Annotated in this window: 14 protein-coding genes; 5 read left to right on the forward strand and 9 right to left on the reverse strand. The window is 63.1% G+C overall.

The features are described from left to right. Nucleotides 1–116: 116 nt before the first annotated feature. Nucleotides 117–908, reverse strand: coding sequence for a hypothetical protein (locus BLS41_RS20365; protein ID WP_074768082.1), 792 nt, complete (start codon nt 906–908; stop codon nt 117–119). 435 nt (nt 909–1,343) lie between these two features. Between BLS41_RS20365 and BLS41_RS20370 the strand changes: the two genes are divergently transcribed. Beyond that, nucleotides 1,344–3,272, forward strand: a complete 1,929-nt coding sequence (locus BLS41_RS20370) for an ATP-binding response regulator (protein WP_074768084.1) — start codon at nt 1,344–1,346, stop codon at nt 3,270–3,272. A 112-nt stretch (nt 3,273–3,384) separates the two neighbouring features. On the opposite strand, the gene BLS41_RS20375 is transcribed toward BLS41_RS20370, so the two are convergent. The 4 genes from BLS41_RS20375 to BLS41_RS20385 form a co-directional block, all read right to left on the reverse strand. Then, nucleotides 3,385–4,164: a response regulator transcription factor gene (locus tag BLS41_RS20375; protein WP_074768086.1), complete on the reverse strand. Its 780-nt coding sequence runs from the start codon at nt 4,162–4,164 to the stop codon at nt 3,385–3,387. A 385-nt stretch (nt 4,165–4,549) separates the two neighbouring features. Beyond that, nucleotides 4,550–4,750, reverse strand: a complete 201-nt coding sequence (locus BLS41_RS38510; protein ID WP_143026326.1) for a hypothetical protein — start codon at nt 4,748–4,750, stop codon at nt 4,550–4,552. Further along, nucleotides 4,725–5,729, reverse strand: coding sequence for a cytochrome d ubiquinol oxidase subunit II (gene cydB, locus BLS41_RS20380; protein WP_074768088.1), 1,005 nt, complete (start codon nt 5,727–5,729; stop codon nt 4,725–4,727). The genes BLS41_RS38510 and cydB overlap by 26 nt, the downstream gene beginning before the upstream one ends. 36 nt (nt 5,730–5,765) lie before the next feature. After that, the gene (locus BLS41_RS20385) at nt 5,766–7,178 is read right to left on the reverse strand and encodes a cytochrome ubiquinol oxidase subunit I (protein WP_074768090.1); all 1,413 of its coding nucleotides are present in this window, start codon (nt 7,176–7,178) and stop codon (nt 5,766–5,768) included. A gap of 766 nt (nt 7,179–7,944) precedes the next feature. Between BLS41_RS20385 and BLS41_RS20390 the strand changes: the two genes are divergently transcribed. Beyond that, complete coding sequence (locus tag BLS41_RS20390) at nt 7,945–8,766, forward strand: alpha/beta fold hydrolase (RefSeq protein WP_074768092.1); 822 nt, start codon at nt 7,945–7,947, stop codon at nt 8,764–8,766. A gap of 98 nt (nt 8,767–8,864) precedes the next feature. Here BLS41_RS20390 and BLS41_RS20395 read toward each other — a convergent pair whose 3' ends face one another. Then, on the reverse strand, nt 8,865–9,404 hold the full coding sequence (locus BLS41_RS20395; protein WP_074771073.1) for a DUF2867 domain-containing protein: 540 nt from the start codon (nt 9,402–9,404) through the stop codon (nt 8,865–8,867). 526 nt (nt 9,405–9,930) lie between these two features. Here BLS41_RS20395 and BLS41_RS20400 point away from each other — a divergent pair. Further along, nucleotides 9,931–10,767, forward strand: a complete 837-nt coding sequence (locus BLS41_RS20400; protein ID WP_074768094.1) for an NAD-dependent epimerase/dehydratase family protein — start codon at nt 9,931–9,933, stop codon at nt 10,765–10,767. A gap of 30 nt (nt 10,768–10,797) precedes the next feature. Beyond that, the gene (locus BLS41_RS20405; protein WP_074768096.1) at nt 10,798–12,096 is read left to right on the forward strand and encodes an MFS transporter; all 1,299 of its coding nucleotides are present in this window, start codon (nt 10,798–10,800) and stop codon (nt 12,094–12,096) included. Nucleotides 12,097–12,376: 280 nt separating this feature from the next. Here the strand turns inward: BLS41_RS20405 and BLS41_RS20410 are convergent, their stop codons facing one another. From BLS41_RS20410 to garL, 3 genes are all read right to left on the reverse strand, one after another. After that, nucleotides 12,377–14,572, reverse strand: coding sequence for a glycoside hydrolase family 28 protein (locus BLS41_RS20410; protein WP_436972012.1), 2,196 nt, complete (start codon nt 14,570–14,572; stop codon nt 12,377–12,379). 246 nt (nt 14,573–14,818) lie between these two features. Next, the gene (locus BLS41_RS20415; RefSeq protein WP_290439528.1) at nt 14,819–15,898 is read right to left on the reverse strand and encodes a 2-hydroxy-3-oxopropionate reductase; all 1,080 of its coding nucleotides are present in this window, start codon (nt 15,896–15,898) and stop codon (nt 14,819–14,821) included. Next, nucleotides 15,817–16,617 (reverse strand): 2-dehydro-3-deoxyglucarate aldolase, encoded by an 801-nt coding sequence (gene garL / locus BLS41_RS20420; protein WP_074768098.1) that lies wholly within the window; start codon nt 16,615–16,617, stop codon nt 15,817–15,819. The genes BLS41_RS20415 and garL overlap by 82 nt, the downstream gene beginning before the upstream one ends. Before the next feature lie 221 nt (nt 16,618–16,838). On the opposite strand from garL, the gene BLS41_RS20425 reads away from it, so the two are divergent. After that, a complete protein-coding gene (locus BLS41_RS20425; protein ID WP_074768100.1) occupies nt 16,839–18,422 on the forward strand; it encodes an aldehyde dehydrogenase (NADP(+)) in 1,584 nt (527 codons plus the stop codon). Nucleotides 18,423–18,431: the final 9 nt, after the last annotated feature.

The raw sequence follows: 18,431 nt of genomic DNA on the forward strand, positions 1-18,431 counted from the left end.
AGAACCACCTCGTGTGGAATGAATGCGGGGAAGGGGAGCCGTACTTCGGAAGGAAGACGGGATACCGCGGCGGCTTTTTTATCGTAGGCGGTGCGGGCCCGGCCCGCCAGCGTCGATCAGGCGGCGACCTGATCGAGTTCGCTATCGCTCGATTCCGCTGCCAGCAGGTTCAGCGCAAGCAGAATCGCCGCGCGGTTATCGATGTCGATGGCGATGCCGAGCACGTCCGTCAACCAGCGCCCGATCTTGGTATTCGAAAATTCTTCTGCACCGGCCGTCTTTTTCATCGTGACGCCGAGTTTGATGGCGCGATAGTGATACGAGGGCACCCGATGCTGAGCCGCGACCGCCGACAACCCGCCTTTGCCTTCCGAGCACCAGCCGAGGCTGCCCGCAAGCACGATCCGCTCCGGCTCGTCGAGACTTTCGATAAACGCGCGCGCGGCGGCCCGCACGCGTTGTTCGTCGAGGCCGTATTGCAGCAGCACGCTTTCCACCGGGTCTTCGAGCGCCTGCGCGTGCAGATCGATCTCCTGCGCCATGCCTTCGTTTTCCATCGACACGTTGCGCTGATGGCACGCGCTGCGCAGGCAGTCGATCAGATAGCGGCGGAAATACGCGCACACGGCGTAGCCGTTGGACGGCGCGCTGTCCGCGCAGGAAGCGGTTTCGGTGTGGCCGGGCGCGAGGCGCAGCACCTTCGCGTAGATGAACTGCGCGACCAGTTCCTCCTTGTCCTCGCCGAGCGCCTGCAACTCGAGCGGGTGATAGGTCCGCAACGCGCGTTTGACCAGTTCGACCATCGACACCATTTCGTCGGCGGACAACCGCGTGCGCCGGCGCCACAGGTCGGGCAGGATGGCATCGTCGAGATTGCGGACGAATGCGTGGCTCGGAACTGCGCCCATGAAAACCTCCGTCAAAGGTAAGGCTAAAAAGCGCGGTGAGCCTGAACTGCGACCCGGACATGAATGGTGAAGCTTTGATGCCGCGCGGGAATGTGAACCCAGTATGGTTTTCTGCGACCGCTTCGCCTATATGGATTAAGTGGTAGCTGATGGGTAAACTCCTGGGTAAACCTAAACTACGCTTAATGCTGTGTGACCACGCCCCGTCTGCTTTGGCGGGCGCGTTTCAAACGCGGCGCTGTCATTCGTCTGAAGAGAAACGGGTGCTGCAGCTTCATGCGGGCCCTTGCGTGAACCGTGCCGTGGTTCGCCTCAGCAGGAACCTGCCGTTGTTGCCGATGCGGTCTTCCCGTGCGCGCTGCGCGGTCCGTCCCGCTTGAGCGCTGTTTCGCTCCCTATTACCGAATTTGCCGTGCCCGACAAGGAGACCGCGCAATGCGGGCCGACCCGATCCAGCGTGCCATCGACGAAGACCTCGTGCGCGTGCTGTACGCGCAGGATCCGATCGCCTTCTTCTCGCACTGGTTTTCGATCGCGGTGCTGGTGGCGATCTACTGGCCGGCGATCCCGTCGCCCACACTTTTCGCTGCGTGCTTCGGTTTCTACGCGGTAGCCAATTTCGGCAGCCTCGCGCTGTGGATCTGCAATCGACGCTATCCGCAACTCGCGTCACCGCGTGGCTGGATTTATCTGCATGCGTTGCGCGGTGTGCTGCTTTACAGCGCACCGGGTATCGCGGTGTGGTTCGCGTTCCAGAGTCCGCAAACCGATTTGCCGCTGCTGCATACCGTCATGCTCGTGACATTGGCGGCGGGCGTGTTCATGTCGAATGGTTTCGACCTGCTGAACTTCTCTACCGCGATCCCATTTCTTTTATTCCCGTCAATCTGGCTGCATTTCGGATCGCACACTTTCGACCGCACGCTTCTCGCGATCGTGCTCGCGTTCTTTTTCTGCGCGATCAATGTCTACGCGATGAGTTATCGCAAGCTGTTCCGCCAGGTCGTGCAGGCGCGGGTGGATCAGCAGTATCTGGCGGAGTCGCTGGCGGCGCAGAAGCATGTCGCCGAAGAGGCGAGTCTCGCGAAAACGCGGTTCTTTGCGGCCGCGAGCCATGATTTGCGGCAGCCGCTGCATGCGATCGGCCTGCTGGCCGCGTCGCTCAACGACACGGCCGCGACGCCCGCGCAGCATGCGAAGACGGCGGAGCACATCGTCTATAACGTCGAGGCGTTGAACCAGTTGTTCAATCAGGTGCTCGATCTGGCGCGGCTGGAGAGCGGCGTGACCCAGGTGATACGGCTGCATTTCCGGCTTTCCGAACTGTTCGAGCGAGTCGGCAGCCAGTATCGGCCGCAGGCGGCGGCCAAGGGGCTCGCGCTGCGGATTGCGCCGACCGCGATGGTCGTCCACGACGATCCGGTGCTGCTCGAACGCGTGCTGAGCAATCTGCTGTCGAACGCCGTGCGTTATACCGAGGACGGCGCGATCTGGCTCGGATTCCGGCGCGCGGGGCGGCAAAGCGGCGGGTTTGTCGAAGTGCGCGATTCGGGGATCGGCATTCCGCCGGAAGAGCACGAGCACATTTTCGAGGAGTTCTATCAGGTTGCGAATCCGCAGCGCGATGCGCGTCAGGGGCACGGGCTGGGTCTGCCGACGGTGAAGCGGCTGGTGGAGATGCTCGGCGGCGAACTGCAACTGCGCTCGGCGCCGGGGCGCGGCTCGGTGTTCCGCTTTCCGGTGCAGGCGGGCGAAGCCGGCGGGATCGTTGCGAGTCTGAACGAGGCGGTGGCGGGCGGGCCGTCGGCGCAAGGGCGGCGGGTGCTGTGTATCGACGACGATCCGTCGATTCTCGAAGGTCTGTCGAGTTTGCTGGGACGCTGGGGTTGCACGGTTTTCGTCGCGCGGGACGAGGTGGAGGCGCTGACCGCGCTCGCCAGCGGTTTCGTGCCGGACGCCGTGCTTTGCGATTATCAGCTCGCGAATCACCGGACGGGCGCGCAGGCGCTAACGGCCGTGCGCGGGATGCTGGCGAATGCCGGGCATGACAACGTGGTGACGTTGCTGATTACCGGCGATATGGCGTCGGCGGAACTGGCCGCGCTTGCGTTGCAGGGCATTCCGGTGCTGCATAAGCCGGTGACGCCGGCGCGTCTGCGGCGCACGCTGGAAATGCTGTGGCAGCAGGCGGAACTGGATAGCGGCAGGGCGGCGACGGCGGTGAAGCTGGGCGAGGGCGGCGCGGAAGGGCCAGCGGGCGTGCGCGGTGCGGTTGGCGGCGCGATGGAAGCGTTGGACGAGTCGCCGCCAGGCGACGCGGGGCCGGATCTGCTGGATCAGGCGCAGGGGCAGCCGCAGAAGTAGAGGTGGATGACGCGGAGCGGCGGGGTCCGGCGATGCTGTTTTTTGTCGGGAAAAACGGCGGGGCTGGAGAGGCAGTCCGAAGCCAAAGCCAAAGCCAAAGCCGAAGCCCCCCTTAAAGCGTCCGCCCTGCCTCCAGCCAGCCATTAATCACCGCAATCGCCGTCGACCGGTTGTGCACGCCGAGCGCCCGGAAGATCACCGACAGATGCACTTTCACCGTCCCTTCGGCGACGCCCAGATCGCGCGCGATCATCTTGTTGGTCCAGCCGCGATGCACGAGCCGCATGATGTCCTGCTGACGCGGCGACAGGTTTTCCAGCAAATGCCGCTGATGCGGCTGCAACGCCTGAACCTGCGTGAGCGGTTCGGTCAGCGTCGCGCCAACCGGAGCGCCCCCAGCAGCCCCGGCCTGCGCCGTCGCGCCCTGTCCCGACGCGCCGGAGGCAGAAGCAGAATCCGCACACCCCGCACCCGCCTGCGCATCCCGCGAACCCAGCAGACTCAGCGCTTCCATCGGCACATAAGCGCCGCCCGACAGAACCAGTTCGATCGCCTTCAGCATCACGCTGGCCGGTTGCCGCTTGGGCACGAAACCGAGCGCGCCGGCGGCGAGCACCGCGCGCATCTCGTCAGGGGATTCTTCGGCGGAGAGCACCACCACCGGTAGCGCCGGATTCGCCTTCAACAACACTTCGAGCGATGACGCGCCGCTCATCCCCGGCATATGCAGATCGACGATCGCCAGATCGTGATCGGCATCGGGCCGTGCGGCGGTGGCGAGGGTTTCCCAGCTATCGGCTTCGTCGAATTGCGCGTCGGGATCGAGACCGCGCAGCAAACCCTTGACGCCTTGCCGGATCAGTTCATGGTCGTCGGCCACAAGAAACTTCATGATGTCTCCGCGAGTCGGGCCTGCCCGTTGTGGACGTTCGCCGTCATAGGGTCTCGTGTACGGCCTTGTTGCTGTCGTTCTATCTGTCGTGACGTGAAACGCATCATCATGGCCGGCTACCCCGCGATTCTCGTGCCGATCTGCGATGCGGCCCGCTTGCGGGCGGCCGCACTGGTGGAGCTTTTCAATACAATTGCCGGTTGAGCGAACATGTCCAGGTATCGCTCGGAGATTACCCGGACATCGCCCCGATCAGGTTAAGGCAGGTCTCCTGCGCTTAGGTTCCAGCTTGGTACGTAGACGAGGCGATTGGCCCTTTTTTGAACGCATTGACGCGGGTCGCAGCAGATTATGCGCGCCGGATCAGGCCTGATGAAAGCAGCGTTTATCTGACTGCGAACAAGGTCGCATTCATCAGAAGCTTGAAGGCGAAACCGAGCGATACCGCTGACGCTACGCCAAAGCACCACAGCGCAATGAACCACAGCCAGCCGGGCAATTTAGGCTTCGAAGCGGTGGACGTTGCGAGCGCTTTCTGAGTCACGTCGCCGCTCATCGGCTTAGTGATAGTGATGTTGGTCGTCATGACGCACCTTGCCTCGAAATACCCAGTAACCCATCGTCGAATAGGCGATGATGATCGGCAGAATGACTACCGTTCCAGCCAGCGTGAAGGTCTGGCTCGCGCGCGGCGCGGCGGCTTCCCACAGCGTCACGCTCGACGGAATCGCGTACGGCCACAGGCTCACCAGCAGCCCCAGGTAGCCGAGCAGCACCAGCAGCAGCGCGAGCACAAACGGCGTGTTGTCATGCCGCGCCCGCACCGCGCGATACATGAAGAACGTGCAGATCGCGACCAGGAACGGCACCGGCAGCAGGTGGTAGAAAATATTGTCGTGGAACCAGCGCTGTGCGATCGTCGGGTCCTGCAGCGGCGTCCACAGGCTGACCATCGCGATGAAGCCGAGCAGCACGACCGTCAGCGGCCACACCACGCGGTGCAGGCGGCGCTGCAGATCGCCTTCGGTCTTCGCGACCAGCCAGCAGCAGCCGAGCAGCGCATAGGTGACCACCAATCCGAGGCCCGTCAGCAGACTGAACGGCGTGAGCCAACCGAACGCGTCGCCGGCATACGCGCCGTCGATCACCGGAATGCCTTGCAGGAACGCGCCCAGCGCGATGCCCTGGAAGAACGTCGCTCCCGCCGATCCTCCGATGAACGCCAGATCCCACAGATGTTTGGTGCGGTTCGCCTTCGCGCGAATCTCGAACGACACGCCGCGAAAGATCAGGCAAACCAGCATGAAGATCAGCGGCAGATACAGCGCCGACAGCACGGTCGCATAGACCATCGGGAACACCGCGAACAACGCGGCGCCGCCGAGCACCAGCCAGGTTTCGTTGCCGTCCCAGACCGGCGCGACCGTGTTCATCATCAGATCGCGTTCTTTTTCATCGGGGAAGAACGGGAAGACGATGCCGATCCCCAGATCGAAGCCGTCCAGCACCACATACATGAAGAGGCCCAGCGCGATGATCGCGGCCCACACTACGGTTATATCCATTCTGTTTCTCGCAAGCGTCTAGGGGAGCGGGCCGTTTCAGGCAGCGTCGATCATCTGATCGGCGGCGGACATCGGGCGGCGCGCGGTCTGATTCGGCGAATGCGCGGGCGCATGGTGCGGCGTGTGCCCCGGCAGCGCCGGACCCGAGCGCATCAGCTTGAGCATGTAGTAGATGCCCGTGCCGAACACGAGGAAGTAGACGGCGACGAAGGTCATCAGCGAAATGCCGACCTGTTGCGTGGTGAGCGGCGACACCGCCTGCGACGTGCGCATCACGCCGTACACGACCCATGGCTGGCGTCCGGCTTCGGTCGTGACCCAACCGGCCAGCAGCGTGATGAAGCCGGTCGGCCCCATCGCCACCGCGAAGCGCTGGAACCACTTCGACTCGAACAGGCGCTCGCGGCGGCGCAGCGCCCAGGCCGCGACCGACATCAGGATCATCAGCACGCCGAGTCCGGCCATGATTCGGAAGCTCCAGAACACCACCGTCGAATTCGGACGGTCTTGCGGCGGGAATTCCTTCAGACCGCGAATTTCGCCGTCCCAACTATGGGTGAGGATCAGGCTGCCGAGGTGAGGAATCGACACTGCGTAGCGGGTGGTTTCCGCCTTCATGTCGGGGATGCCGAACAGGTTCAGCGCGGTGCCGCCTTTCTCGGTTTCCCACAGACCTTCGATCGCAGCGATCTTCGCCGGCTGATATTTACGCGTGTTCAGGCCATGCTGATCGCCGACGAAAGCCTGGATCGGCGTGAGGATCAGCAGCAGCCACAGCGCCATCGAGAACATTTTCTTGACGGCCGGATCGCGCCGTCCGCGCAGCAGATGCCACGCGCCGACCGCTGATACCACCAGCCCCGCGACGATGAACGCCGCGATCGCCATATGCGCGAGCCGGTACGGGAACGACGGATTGAAGATGATCTTGAACCAGTCGAGCGGCACGACGTGGCCGTTGACGACTTCGAAGCCTTGCGGCGTCTGCATCCAGCTATTGGACGCGAGAATCCAGAAGGTGGAGATCAGCGTGCCGATCGCGACCATCAGCGTCGCGCCGAAGTGGGCACGCGGACTCACGCGCTGCCAGCCGAACAGCATGATGCCGAGGAAGCCCGCTTCGAGGAAGAACGCGGTCATCACTTCGTACATCAGCAGCGGTCCGGTGATCGGTCCCGCGAAGCTGGAGAAGCCTGACCAGTTGGTGCCGAACTGATAGCTCATCACGACGCCGGAGACGACGCCCATGCCGAAGGCCACTGCGAAGATCTTCGACCAGAACAGGCAAAGATCTTTGTAGTACGCCTTGCCGGTTTGCAGCCAGCGCCATTCGAGGACGGCGATGAAGCTGGCGAGACCGATACTGAGCGCCGGGAAAACGATGTGAAACGAGACGGTGAAGGCAAACTGAATCCGGGCTAGATCGAATGCCGATATTGCGGTGTTCATGGGCGTGATATGCGTGATGTCCGCGAGGGCGGACTACGCGCGTCGACCGTTGTCGGTGCGCACTGCATCTGGCAGATGGCGCAAGAGTAGGGGATCGGCGGAAATCTTGCTGCGGCGCGACATGCGTCAAAAAACCGCCTTGTTTTAAGCTGTTTTACGGTTTTTTGGCGTCAAACCCTTGATGGGTATCAAGTTTTCCTGATTGTCTTGCGGGAGGCGCCTCGCGCGTGTGTGCGCCAAGTGCGTCAATAGACCGCGCTGCAACAATCGGGCTCGATTGAGGCGCACGCGGCTCGTGATAGTCGGGCTTCAGGCCGCCTTCGTCACTCCGCTTCGTGACGTCCCGCTTGAATCACCTCTCGTGCGTTTCGAGGCGAATGTCCGCGAACCGTCATCCGCCGACATTCGCGCGACTCTGCCCGACTTCCATGAACCCGCGCGCTAGCCACTGAATTATTTTGCCTCTACCATGCAGACAGCCAGCGTCGGCGTCTTCCAGTCCAGAGTCCGTTACTCCGTTTCTCCGTTTCTCGATGCACGCGCGCCACGCAGGCAGTCCAGTCGTTATTCCCGATATTCGTTTCGAATAGTCACATCGAAGTGTCCGCGAGCCAATCTCCCGGTGCTTCGCAAATCCGTCAAGAAAGTGTGGTGCGATGCAGACCGTCCGTGACAGGGCGCGTCGTCCTGCGCCGCGCGAGTGCTTCGAAAACCCGCTTCATCCCCCTGCCGGCGACGGCAGACTTCATCCACAAGGAGTCAGCAGATGAGCACGATCAAGACGAAAGACGGCACTGAAATCTTCTACAAGGACTGGGGCACGGGGCGCCCGGTCGTGTTCTCGCACGGCTGGCCGCTGTCGGCGGACGCGTGGGACGCGCAGATGCTGTTTCTCGGCAGCAAGGGGTTTCGCGTGATCGCGCACGACCGGCGCGGTCATGGCCGTTCGTCGCAGCCGTGGGACGGCAACGACATGGACACCTATGCCGACGACCTCGCCGCGCTGATCGAACACCTCGACCTGAAAGACGCGACGCTGGTCGGCCATTCGACCGGCGGCGGTGAGGTCGCGCACTACATCGGACGGCACGGAACGCAACGGGTCGCGAAGGCGGTGCTGATCGGCGCCGTTCCGCCGTTGATGCTGAAGACCGACGCCAATCCGCTCGGCTTGCCGATCGATGTGTTCGACGGAATCCGCAAGGGCGTGGTCGACGACCGCTCGCAGTTCTTCAAGGATCTGGCGGTGCCGTTTTACGGCTACAACCGGCCGAACGCGAAGGTGTCGCAGGGCGTGATCGACTCGTTCTGGGCGCAAGGCATGGTGGGGTCGATCAAGGGTCTGTACGACTGCATCAAGCAGTTTTCCGAAGTCGATTACACGGAAGATCTGAAGAAGATCGATGTGCCGACTCTGGTGCTGCACGGCGACGACGACCAGATTGTGCCGATCGACGCGGCAGGCCGACGCACGGCCGAGATCGTCAGGAATGCGACGCTCAAGGTGTATCCGGGCGGTCAGCACGGAATGTGCACGGTCGAAGCCGACAAGGTGAACGCCGATCTGCTGGCGTTCATCGGCTCGTGATGAAGCGGGGTTGAAGTTTTCGCCAGGCAAGGAGGGCGCAGCCGGTTACCGATGGCCGCGCCCTCGGCCCGAAGCATGCCGTTTGTAAAGGCCGCCGCTCAAACAGTCGGCCAGCCCATTCGCGCCGCTCGCCGCAACGACGAGCGCACCACCAGCCGGTGGAACGGCGCGATCGCCACGATGTACGCGCGCCCCAGCGCATTGTGACAATTCACGACCGTGGACAGAACCAGATAACGCGAGCGCCCCTCATGCGTGCTGCGGGTTTGTTGCAGCACCGACACCCGGAAGTCCAGATGATTGTCGTTCTCGCCAAGAATGATCTCGTGCGCGCTACGCGTGTAGATCCTGAAGATATCGACGCGCTCCCGCGGGCCCTCCGCGCCTTCGCGGCGTAACTGCTTCGCCGTCTTGAGTCCGAAACGCGCGACCAGCACGTCGCGCAGCGCCAGCAATTGCGCGACCCATCCCGCCTGATTGGCGAACAGGAAGCGCGCGAGCAGCTCGGGGTCGTCGATTGCGTTGTCGGGCAGGCGGACCGCGAACGCGTCGGCGAGGTCGGGCGCGTTATACAGACGGGTGACGGCGGACTCGGACGGCAGCGCGACGGATCGCACGAAATAGTCGGCAGTGGGCATGGTGAGTTGCTGTGCTGAAAATGAACCGGGCTTGATGGACGAAAGAGCCGCAACGGCCTGCGCCTGCGGCTCCTGCATGAGCGGTAAAAGCAGCGGTAGAAGCGGTCGGTAGGACGGCAAACGGGACAACGGCGAAACATTCACCGTACCCGAACGCGACAACCGGCGCTGGCGCACAAGTCTACGCGTCCTTGCCGGAGGCTGCTTCACAGGAGGAGGCCGGTGATTTCCGCAGCCAATCGATGAAAAGAAAAGTGAGCGAGAATTTTTGCGTTATGTCATACGACATCGCATAAATAAAAAATGAGATAGCGCTTGTTTATTAAGGAAAATTCCATTCAACCCGAATACGGATCAGGGTAAATGCCTGGTTGAAATCCGCGTGAGCATCGTTAATAGTACGTTATCGTACAACTAGCGTGTGTTAAGCAGGCGATAAATGCCGCTGCTTTGCCGCTGGCTTGTCACCCCAATTCGATCGCGCGCGGCGCAGTTGCCGCAGTCAATGAAGCAGGAAAGGAACCGTATGAAAAAGATTGCTCTGAGTGGCGCTGGCGGCCAGCTAGGCTCGGTTGTACGTGCAGCGTTGATCGCGCGCGGCACCTCGTTGCGTTCGGCGGCAGGCTCGAAGGCGTTGACGCCGCTGGTCGAAGGCGAGGACGTGATGCACGGCGACCTGCGCGACCCGGCGATCGTGGATCGCCTGCTCGAGGGCGTCGACGTGCTGATCCATTTTGCCGGGACTAGCGTGGAGCGTCCGCTGCCGGAGATCATCGAAAACAACCTGCGCGGTCTCGTCGAAGTGTACGAAGGCGCGCGCCGTCAGGGCGTGAAGCGCATCGTGTTCGCCAGCTCGAATCACGCGATCGGCATGTATCCGGTCACCGAGCATCTGAGCCTCGACTGCGAACTGCGCCCGGACGGCTTCTACGGCCTGAGCAAGGTGTGGGGCGAAGCGCTCGCCAGAATGTACTGGGACAAGCACGGCATCGAAAGCGTGTGCGTGCGGATCGGCAGCTGCCTCGCGCGTCCGGCCGAGCAGCGTCATCTGAGCACGTGGTTCGGTCACGAAGACCTGATGCATTTCCTCGACCGCTGTGTCGAAGCCGAAGACGTCGGCTTCCTGACGGTGTGGGGCGTGTCGGCCAACACGCGTAGCTGGTGGGACAACAGCGGCGCAGCGCGGCTGGGTTATCAGCCGAAACAGAACGCCGAAGACTACGCGGCGGAAATTCTCGCGCAGCCGAACCCGCTCGACGCGTTGGGCCAGCGCTTCCAGGGCGGCAGTTTTGTCGGTATCGATTATTCGCGCACGGACGGCGGTCCGGACAGCTCGACGGCAAACACCGCGAAGCCGGTCTGACAGCGGTAGGCATTACGAGGAGACTCAGCAATGAAAATCAAGGGCATCCGTTGGTGGATGGTCAGTCTGGTCGCGGCCGGGCTCATCATCAATTACCTTGCGCGCAATACGCTGTCGGTGGCCGCACCGACGCTGATGAAAGACCTGAACATCACCACCGAGCAGTACGCGCACGTGGTGGTCGCCTGGCAGCTCTGCTATGCGTTCATGCAGCCGGTCGCGGGCTGGGTGCTCGATACCATTGGCACCAAGCTCGGCTTCGCAGCGTTCGCGCTGGCGTGGTCGGTGGCGTGTGCGGCGGCGGCGTGGGCCACGGGCTGGCGCAGTCTCGCGTTTTTCCGCGGCGTGCTGGGTCTCGCTGAAGCGGCGGGCATTCCGGCCGGCGTCAAGGCGACCAGCGAATGGTTTCCCGCGAAAGAGCGTTCGGTGGCGATCGGCTGGTTCAACATCGGCTCGTCGATCGGTGCGCTGCTGGCGCCGCCGCTGGTGGTCTGGGCGCTGCTGCGTGGTCAGTGGCAACTGGCGTTCGTGATCGTCGGCGTGGCGGGGATCGTGTGGAGCGTGCTGTGGATGGTGCTGTACAAGCATCCGCGTCAGCAGAAACTGCTCGGCGACACCGAGCGCGACTACATTCTCAGCGGCCAGGAAGCAAAGCACAGCGACGACGCGAGCGCGCCGAAGCGCAGCCGTCTCGCGATGCTGGCGAGCCGCGACTTCTGGGCGATCGGCATTCCGCGCATTCTGTCGGAACCGGCCTGGCAAACCTTCAACGCGTGGATTCCGCTGTACATGATGACCGAGCGTCACATGAACCTGAAGGAAGTCGCGCTGTATGCGTGGATGCCGTTCCTCGCTGCCGACATTGGCTGCGTGCTCGGCGGCTATCTGAGCCCGCTGTTCCACAAGTACGCGAAGGTGTCGCTGTTCACGTCACGCAAGATGGTGTTCGTGGTCGGCGCGCTGTTCATGATCGGACCGGCGTGCGTTGGTCTGGTGGCGAGCCCGTACGTGGCGGTGGCGCTGCTGTGTATCGGCGGCTTTGCGCATCAGACGCTGTCGGGCGCGTTGTACGCCATCACGTCGGACATGTTCGGCAAGAACGAAGTCGCGACTGCGACGGGCATGGGGGGTATGGCGGGTTATCTGGGCGCAGCGGCCTTCACCGCGTTGTTCGGTGTGCTGGTGACGCAAATCGGTTATAGCCCGCTGTTCGTTGTTCTGGCGGTGTTCGATATCGTCGCCGCGTTTGTGGTTTGCGTGCTGGCGAAGAGCCCGGGCAAGGCGCCCGAGCCGCGTTGGACCGCGCCGGCGGGTGCGGTGGCGAAGTGACGGAACTGGAAGTGAATGGATGAAAAAACGACGCCCTCGGGCGTCGTTTTTTTTTGCCTGCGCGTCGCGTGACAAATGCGGTGAAAGAAGCCGTGACCGACGCGTATGACAAAAAGTAGTGAAAAAAGTCCGCTGAACGAAAACTGCGTGCTCGCGGCAAGTACCTCTGGTCACCCCATAGTCAGCCGCTTGCCCATGCATCGAGCGACGCTGTCGGAGTGCGGCGGTCTCCAGAAACCTTCGTGCCCGGAGACCGCCCGCTCATCAACTCAGCAGCTCATCAGCCGGTCAGCGCGCTGTTATACGTGACGCCCGCAATCACCACATTGCTCAGCGTGATCGACTTCACGTTGCTCACGAACAGCGGACCCGGCACGGTGGCGCTGGCCGGTCCTGCCGCGATCGGCGTACCCAGGTTGCAGTCGGAGATCGTCACGCCGGTGATTGGCGAAACGGTCGGAACGGGCAGCGGACCGTTGTAATCCGCCGCGACCGGGCCTTGTGCGACGAGCGCCTGGAAGCACGAACCGGAGGTCGCCGTGAAGCCCGAAGTCAGCGCATAGCTCACCGCGCCCGACGTGTTGGTCGCGTTCACGTTCGAGATGTTGATGTTGTTGATGGTCGCCGGATTCCAGCGGACCGCGTCGCCCGACGGGCTGTAATCGCAGTCGAACGTGATCAGGCCGCCCTGGCCCGTCGACGGATTCGCCGCGAGACCGACCGTGCCCGTGCCCGCGACCGAACCCGGAAACGCCGAGCCCAATGCGCCGCCGCCGTACTTGCCGGTCAGATTCACACCGTTCGGCAACGTGACGCCGTTGATCCACACGTTGTTGATAAAGCCGCCGCGGTTCATGTTGGTCTTGAAGCGCAACGCGATATTCAGCGGATTGGTCGCCCAGTTCGCGTTCTGCATGGTCAGATTGCGCGCGTAGACGTTCTCCACGCCCGCACTCATTTCGCTGCCGATCGTCAGGCCGCCGTGGCCGCTTTGCATCGTGCAGTTCTGGACCACGATGTTCTGCATCGGACCGTATTGCGTGTCGAGACACTTGCCGGACTTGATCGCGATGCAGTCGTCGCCGGTATTGAACTGGACGTTCTGCACCAGCACGTAATTGCACGCGTCCGGGTCGAAGCCGTCGTTGTTCGGGCCGATACTGTCGGCGAACACGCCGTCGATCACGACGTTCGTGCAATCGGTCGGATGGTGCTGCCAGAACGGTGTGTTCTGCGTGTGGTAGTTCTGCAGCAACACGTTCGTGCAGCCGATGAACTCGACCATGCACGGGCGCAGGAAGTGACCGAGGCCGAACACGCGGTTCAGAACCGGTACGCCGAGTTCGGACAGCGCCGGCAGATAGTTCTGATCCTGATTCCAGCCCGATGCGGTGAGGAGCGTCATCAGCGTGGTCGTCGTGCCGTCCTGATTCGTGAACGACACGTTGGCTTGCGGATTCGTGATCTGCGCAGCGGGCAGGCTCGTCAACGCGGTATTGCCCGCGTATGAAGCAGAGTTCGCCGAGTACGAGGTCGCGCCCGTGTTGGCGTCCGCTTGCGAGACCGGCGCACCACCCGTCGCCGGCTTCACGTAACCGTATTCGCCGCTCGTGCCCTTGAAGGTCCACCAGCACGATGTCGGCGCCTTGGTGCTCAATTGCATCGGCGTCATCGACTGGCCGTTGAGCACGCAGGTGTTGTCGTCGGCGGTCAGCGCGATGTTGGTCTGCTGGTACGCGTAGATCGGTGCGCCGAAGTTCAGGCAGTCGTTGGCCTGCCAGCGTGACCAGTAGAGGTTGCCGTTGGTCGTCGGATACGGGCCGTTCTTCGCGTAGTCGGCCGGGTTCGGGCTGAAATAGATCGTGCAGCCCGAGGTCAGATGGAAATTCACGTTGCTCAGCAGAACGATCGGGCCGCCGCAATACCAGTTGCCGGCCGGCACCACGACACGGCCGCCGCCCGCCGCGTGCGCGGCCTGAATCGCGGCGTTGAACGGGGAGCACGAGTCGTACACGGTGTCGGTCATGTCGTACGGCACCATCACCGTCGAACCGGGGCTTTGCGGCGAGGCCGCGGCCTGCGTGCCGGTGACCCACGGAATCGTGCCGCCCGGCCATGCGCTCGCCTGGATCAGCGCGGACGGCAGCAGCGTTTTCGCGCCGTAGCTGGTCACCTGAAAATCGACCGACGGGAACATCGACGTCGTGATCGTCGCGAGCTTGTTGATGATCGCCGTGGCTTCGCCGCTGGCTCCCCAGATCGGATCGACCGGGGCGGTCGGCGTCGTGGCCGGCGGTGTCGACGCGTTCAGCGAATTGCTGCTGCCGCCGCAGCCGGGCAGCGTGCCGAGCAGGGTAGCGCCTGCGGACGCGCCCGCGAACATCATGAAGCTTCGGCGTTTGGGTGAGTTCGGCTGGTCGTTGTCGCGGATTGTCGATGCTGCCAGCTTGCCGCTGTTTTTATCGTGGATTGCCACAAGTGTCTCCTTGCCCTTTGCGGGCGTTGTCAATAATCGTTGGTGCCGTTGAAAGCGCGGCTTATAGGAAGAATTGTCCTGAGATCAGTGATCCTTATTATTTGTAAGCAGTGAGAGTGCTTGATGTAAGGTGCCTATCGTTAAAGAGTTGCGTTGGCTTCGAACGCGCACCTACGCCGTTCCCTCGGCCCCCATTGCAGGGAGCGAGGCAGAACGGCGTAGTGACTGTTTTGAGCTTGCGGTGACTTAAGCGCTCTGCTGACCGATCTCGTGATTGGCGAGCACTTCGAGAGCGCGAACCATCGCGGAGTGGTCCCATGCTTTGCCGCCATGCGCGACGCACGCATTGAACAGCGCCTGGCAAGTGGCCGTGTTCGGCAACGACACGCCGAGCGCCTGAGCCGTCGACAGCGCGAGGTTCAAATCCTTCTGGTGCAGTTCGATGCGGAAGCCCGGATCGAAAGTGCGTTTGGTCATCCGCTCGCCGTGGACTTCGAGAATGCGCGACGACGCGAAGCCGCCCATCAGCGCTTCACGCACGCGCGCGGGATCGACGCCGGCCTTCGACGCCAGCAGCAGCGCTTCGCCGACCGCCTCGATCGTCGCGGCGACGATCACCTGATTGGCGACCTTGCAAACCTGTCCCGCACCCACCGCGCCGATCAGCGTGACGTTCTTGCCCATCATGTCAAACAGCGGCTTGACGCAGTCGAAGGTCGCCGTGTCGCCGCCGACCATGATGGTCAGCGTGCCGGCCTTTGCGCCGACTTCGCCGCCGGACACCGGCGCGTCGAGATATTCCGCGCCGCACTCGCGGACGCGGGCGGCGAATTCGCGGGTCGCCATCGGCGAGATGGAGCTCATGTCGACCACGATCTGGCCCGCGCGCAATGCGCCCGCCACGCCCTGATCGCCGAACAGCACGCGTTCGACGTCCGGCGTATCCGGCACCATGATGAAGACCACGTCGGCCTTCGCGGCGACCGCAGCCGGGCTGTCGCACGCGACGGCGCCCGCCTGGACGAGTTCGTCGGGCACGCCGCTGCGCGTGAAAGCCGCCAGCGCGACGCCGTTCTTGAGAAGGTTGGCGGCCATGGGTTTGCCCATGATGCCGAGTCCGATAAAGCCTGCTGTTTGCATGGTTTGCTCCGAAGATGTCATGACGGCGGCGCGTGGATATCCGTTAAAATTTCGCGCGCGTTGCGTGGTCGTTGCGTGCTCGTTGCGTGTGACGTACGCGCGCGTTAAGCCGTGCCCGCCTGTTTCTGCATGAAGTGTTTCTGCACCGATTGCGCCGCGCCTTTCAGCATGCCCATGTCCGCGCACACGGCGATCACGCGGCAGCCCATCGACAGATAACGTTCCGCGTCGGCCTGCACGGGCGCGAGAATGCCGCTCGATTTGCCTGCCGCTTTCGCGCGCTCGAACACATGCGCGATGGCCTGCTGCACGTCGGGATGATTCGCGTTGCCGAGATGGCCGTAACCGGCCGCGAGATCGGACGGGCCGACGAACACGGCGTCGACACCGTCCACCGCGAGAATCTCGTCGATCGACTCGACTGCTTTACGGCTTTCGATCTGCACGATCACGCAGACGTTGTCGTTGGCGATGTCGAAATAGTCGGGCACGGTTGCGAAGTGGTTGCCGCGATGGCTGACGGATACACCGCGAATACCTTGCGGCGGGTAGCGCGTGGCGGCGACGGCGCGGGCTGCGTCGTCCGCGCTTTCGACGAAGGGCACGAGGAAATTCGAAAAGCCGCTGTCGAGCAGGCGCTTGATGAACACGCTGTCGTTGGCCGGTGGACGTACGACGGGGGCGCTCGCGCTATCCTTGAGCGACATCAGTTGAGGAATGAGCGTGAGCACGTCGTTCGGCGCGTGCTCGGCGTCCAGCAGTATCCAGTCGAAACCGATGATTCCCAGCAGTTCCGTCACGATCGGGCTGGCGAGCGACGACCAGCAGCCGATCTGGGTTTCGCCGCTGCAAACCGCGCGGCGAAAGCGATTGGGCAAGGCCTGGTAGGGCGTAACGACTGGCATCATGTCTCCTCGAACGTCAATGGATCGGGCGAGTGGCAACGACGGTGAATTGAAATGTTATAGGTCGTCGTATGTCTTATTCCAGATTAGCATTGCGACCTGTGCTTGTAACGGGCACGTAAACCCGAATTCGCGGTGCAGCGGGCGTTTCCGGGTTGCGTGAGAGTACCTCGATGTTGTAGGATGACTTATATCTAAAGCCTTTTTCAAGGAAAGCAAAAATGTTGATTACCGGCGAAATGCTGATCGGCCGCCAAGCGGTGCGCGGCGAAGAGCAGGCGTTGCATGCGTTCAATCCGGCTACGGGCTCCGACATCGCCGAGCCGGTTTTCGGCGGCGGTGGCGTCGAGCAGGTTAAACAGGCGTGCGATCTGGCGCAGCAGGCGTTCGACACGTATCGCAATCTGCCGCTGACGGTGCGCGCCGAGTTCCTCGAGCGTATTGCCGACGGCATCACGGCATTGGGCGACGCGCTGATCGAGCGCGCGCAGCAGGAATCCGGTCTGCCGAAGGCGCGTCTGGAAGGTGAGCGTGGCCGTACCACGGGTCAGTTGAAGCTGTTCGCGCAAGTCGTGCGCGCGGGTCAGTGGCTGTCGGCTACGCTCGACTCGCCGCTGCCGGAGCGCAAGCCGCTGCCGCGCTCGGATCTGCGTCTGCAAAAGATCGCGCTCGGTCCGGTCGCTGTGTTCGGCGCCAGCAATTTCCCGCTCGCGTTTTCGGTGGCGGGCGGCGACACGGCATCGGCACTGGCGGCCGGTTGCCCGGTGGTGGTGAAGGCGCACGGCGCTCACTTGGGCACGTCGGAAATGGTCGGTCGCGTGATTCAGCGCGTCGCGCAGGAAATGGACTTGCCGGAAGGCGTGTTCTCGCTGGTGGTCGGCGCGGGCAATGCGATCGGCGAAGCGCTCGTTGCGCACCCGGCAATCAAGGCAGTCGGCTTCACCGGTTCGCGCGCAGGCGGCCTCGCGCTGATGCGCGTCGCGGCGGCGCGTGCCGAGCCGATTCCGGTTTACGCGGAAATGAGCAGCATCAACCCGGTGTTCCTGTTGTCGAACGCGCTGAACCAGCGTGGCGAAAGCATGGCGCGCGGTTTCGTCGACTCGCTCGTGCTGGGCGCAGGCCAGTTCTGTACCAACCCGGGTCTCGCGATCGCGCTGGACAGCGACGCGCTGAAGAGCTTCGTCGCGACGGCATCCGAGGCGCTGGCTGCCAAGCCCGCGCAAACCATGCTGACCGCCGGCATTTGCGCCGCGTATCAGAAGGGTGAGAGCACGCTGGCGTCGACCAAGGGCGTTGAGGAAGTGGCGCGCGGTGTCGAGGCAACCGGCCCGACCCAGGCGCGTGCCGCACTGTTCGTGACCGACGCGAAGACGTTCCTCGCGACCCCGACGCTCGAAGACGAAGTGTTTGGCCCGGTGTCGACCATCGTGCGATGCAAGGACGAGCAGGAACTGCTGGCCGTTGCCGAGCATTTCGAAGGTCAACTGACGGCTACGCTGCAAATGGACAGCGCCGACATCGCGGCGGCGAAGAAGCTGCTGCCGATTCTCGAGCGCAAGGCCGGCCGTATTCTGGTCAACGGCTACCCGACGGGCGTCGAGGTATCGCACGCGATGGTGCACGGCGGCCCGTTCCCGGCAACGTCCGACAGCCGCGCTACGTCGGTCGGCACGACCGCGATCGACCGCTTCCTGCGTCCGGTCTGCTACCAGGATTTCCCGGCTGACCTGCTGCCCGAAGCGCTCGGCGACAGTAATCCGCTGGACCTGTGGCGCCGTCGCGATGGCGAGATCACGCGCAGCTAAGCGTGTGGT

Source organism: Paraburkholderia fungorum, assembly GCF_900099835.1.
Taxonomy (GTDB): Bacteria; Pseudomonadota; Gammaproteobacteria; order Burkholderiales; family Burkholderiaceae; genus Paraburkholderia; species Paraburkholderia fungorum_A.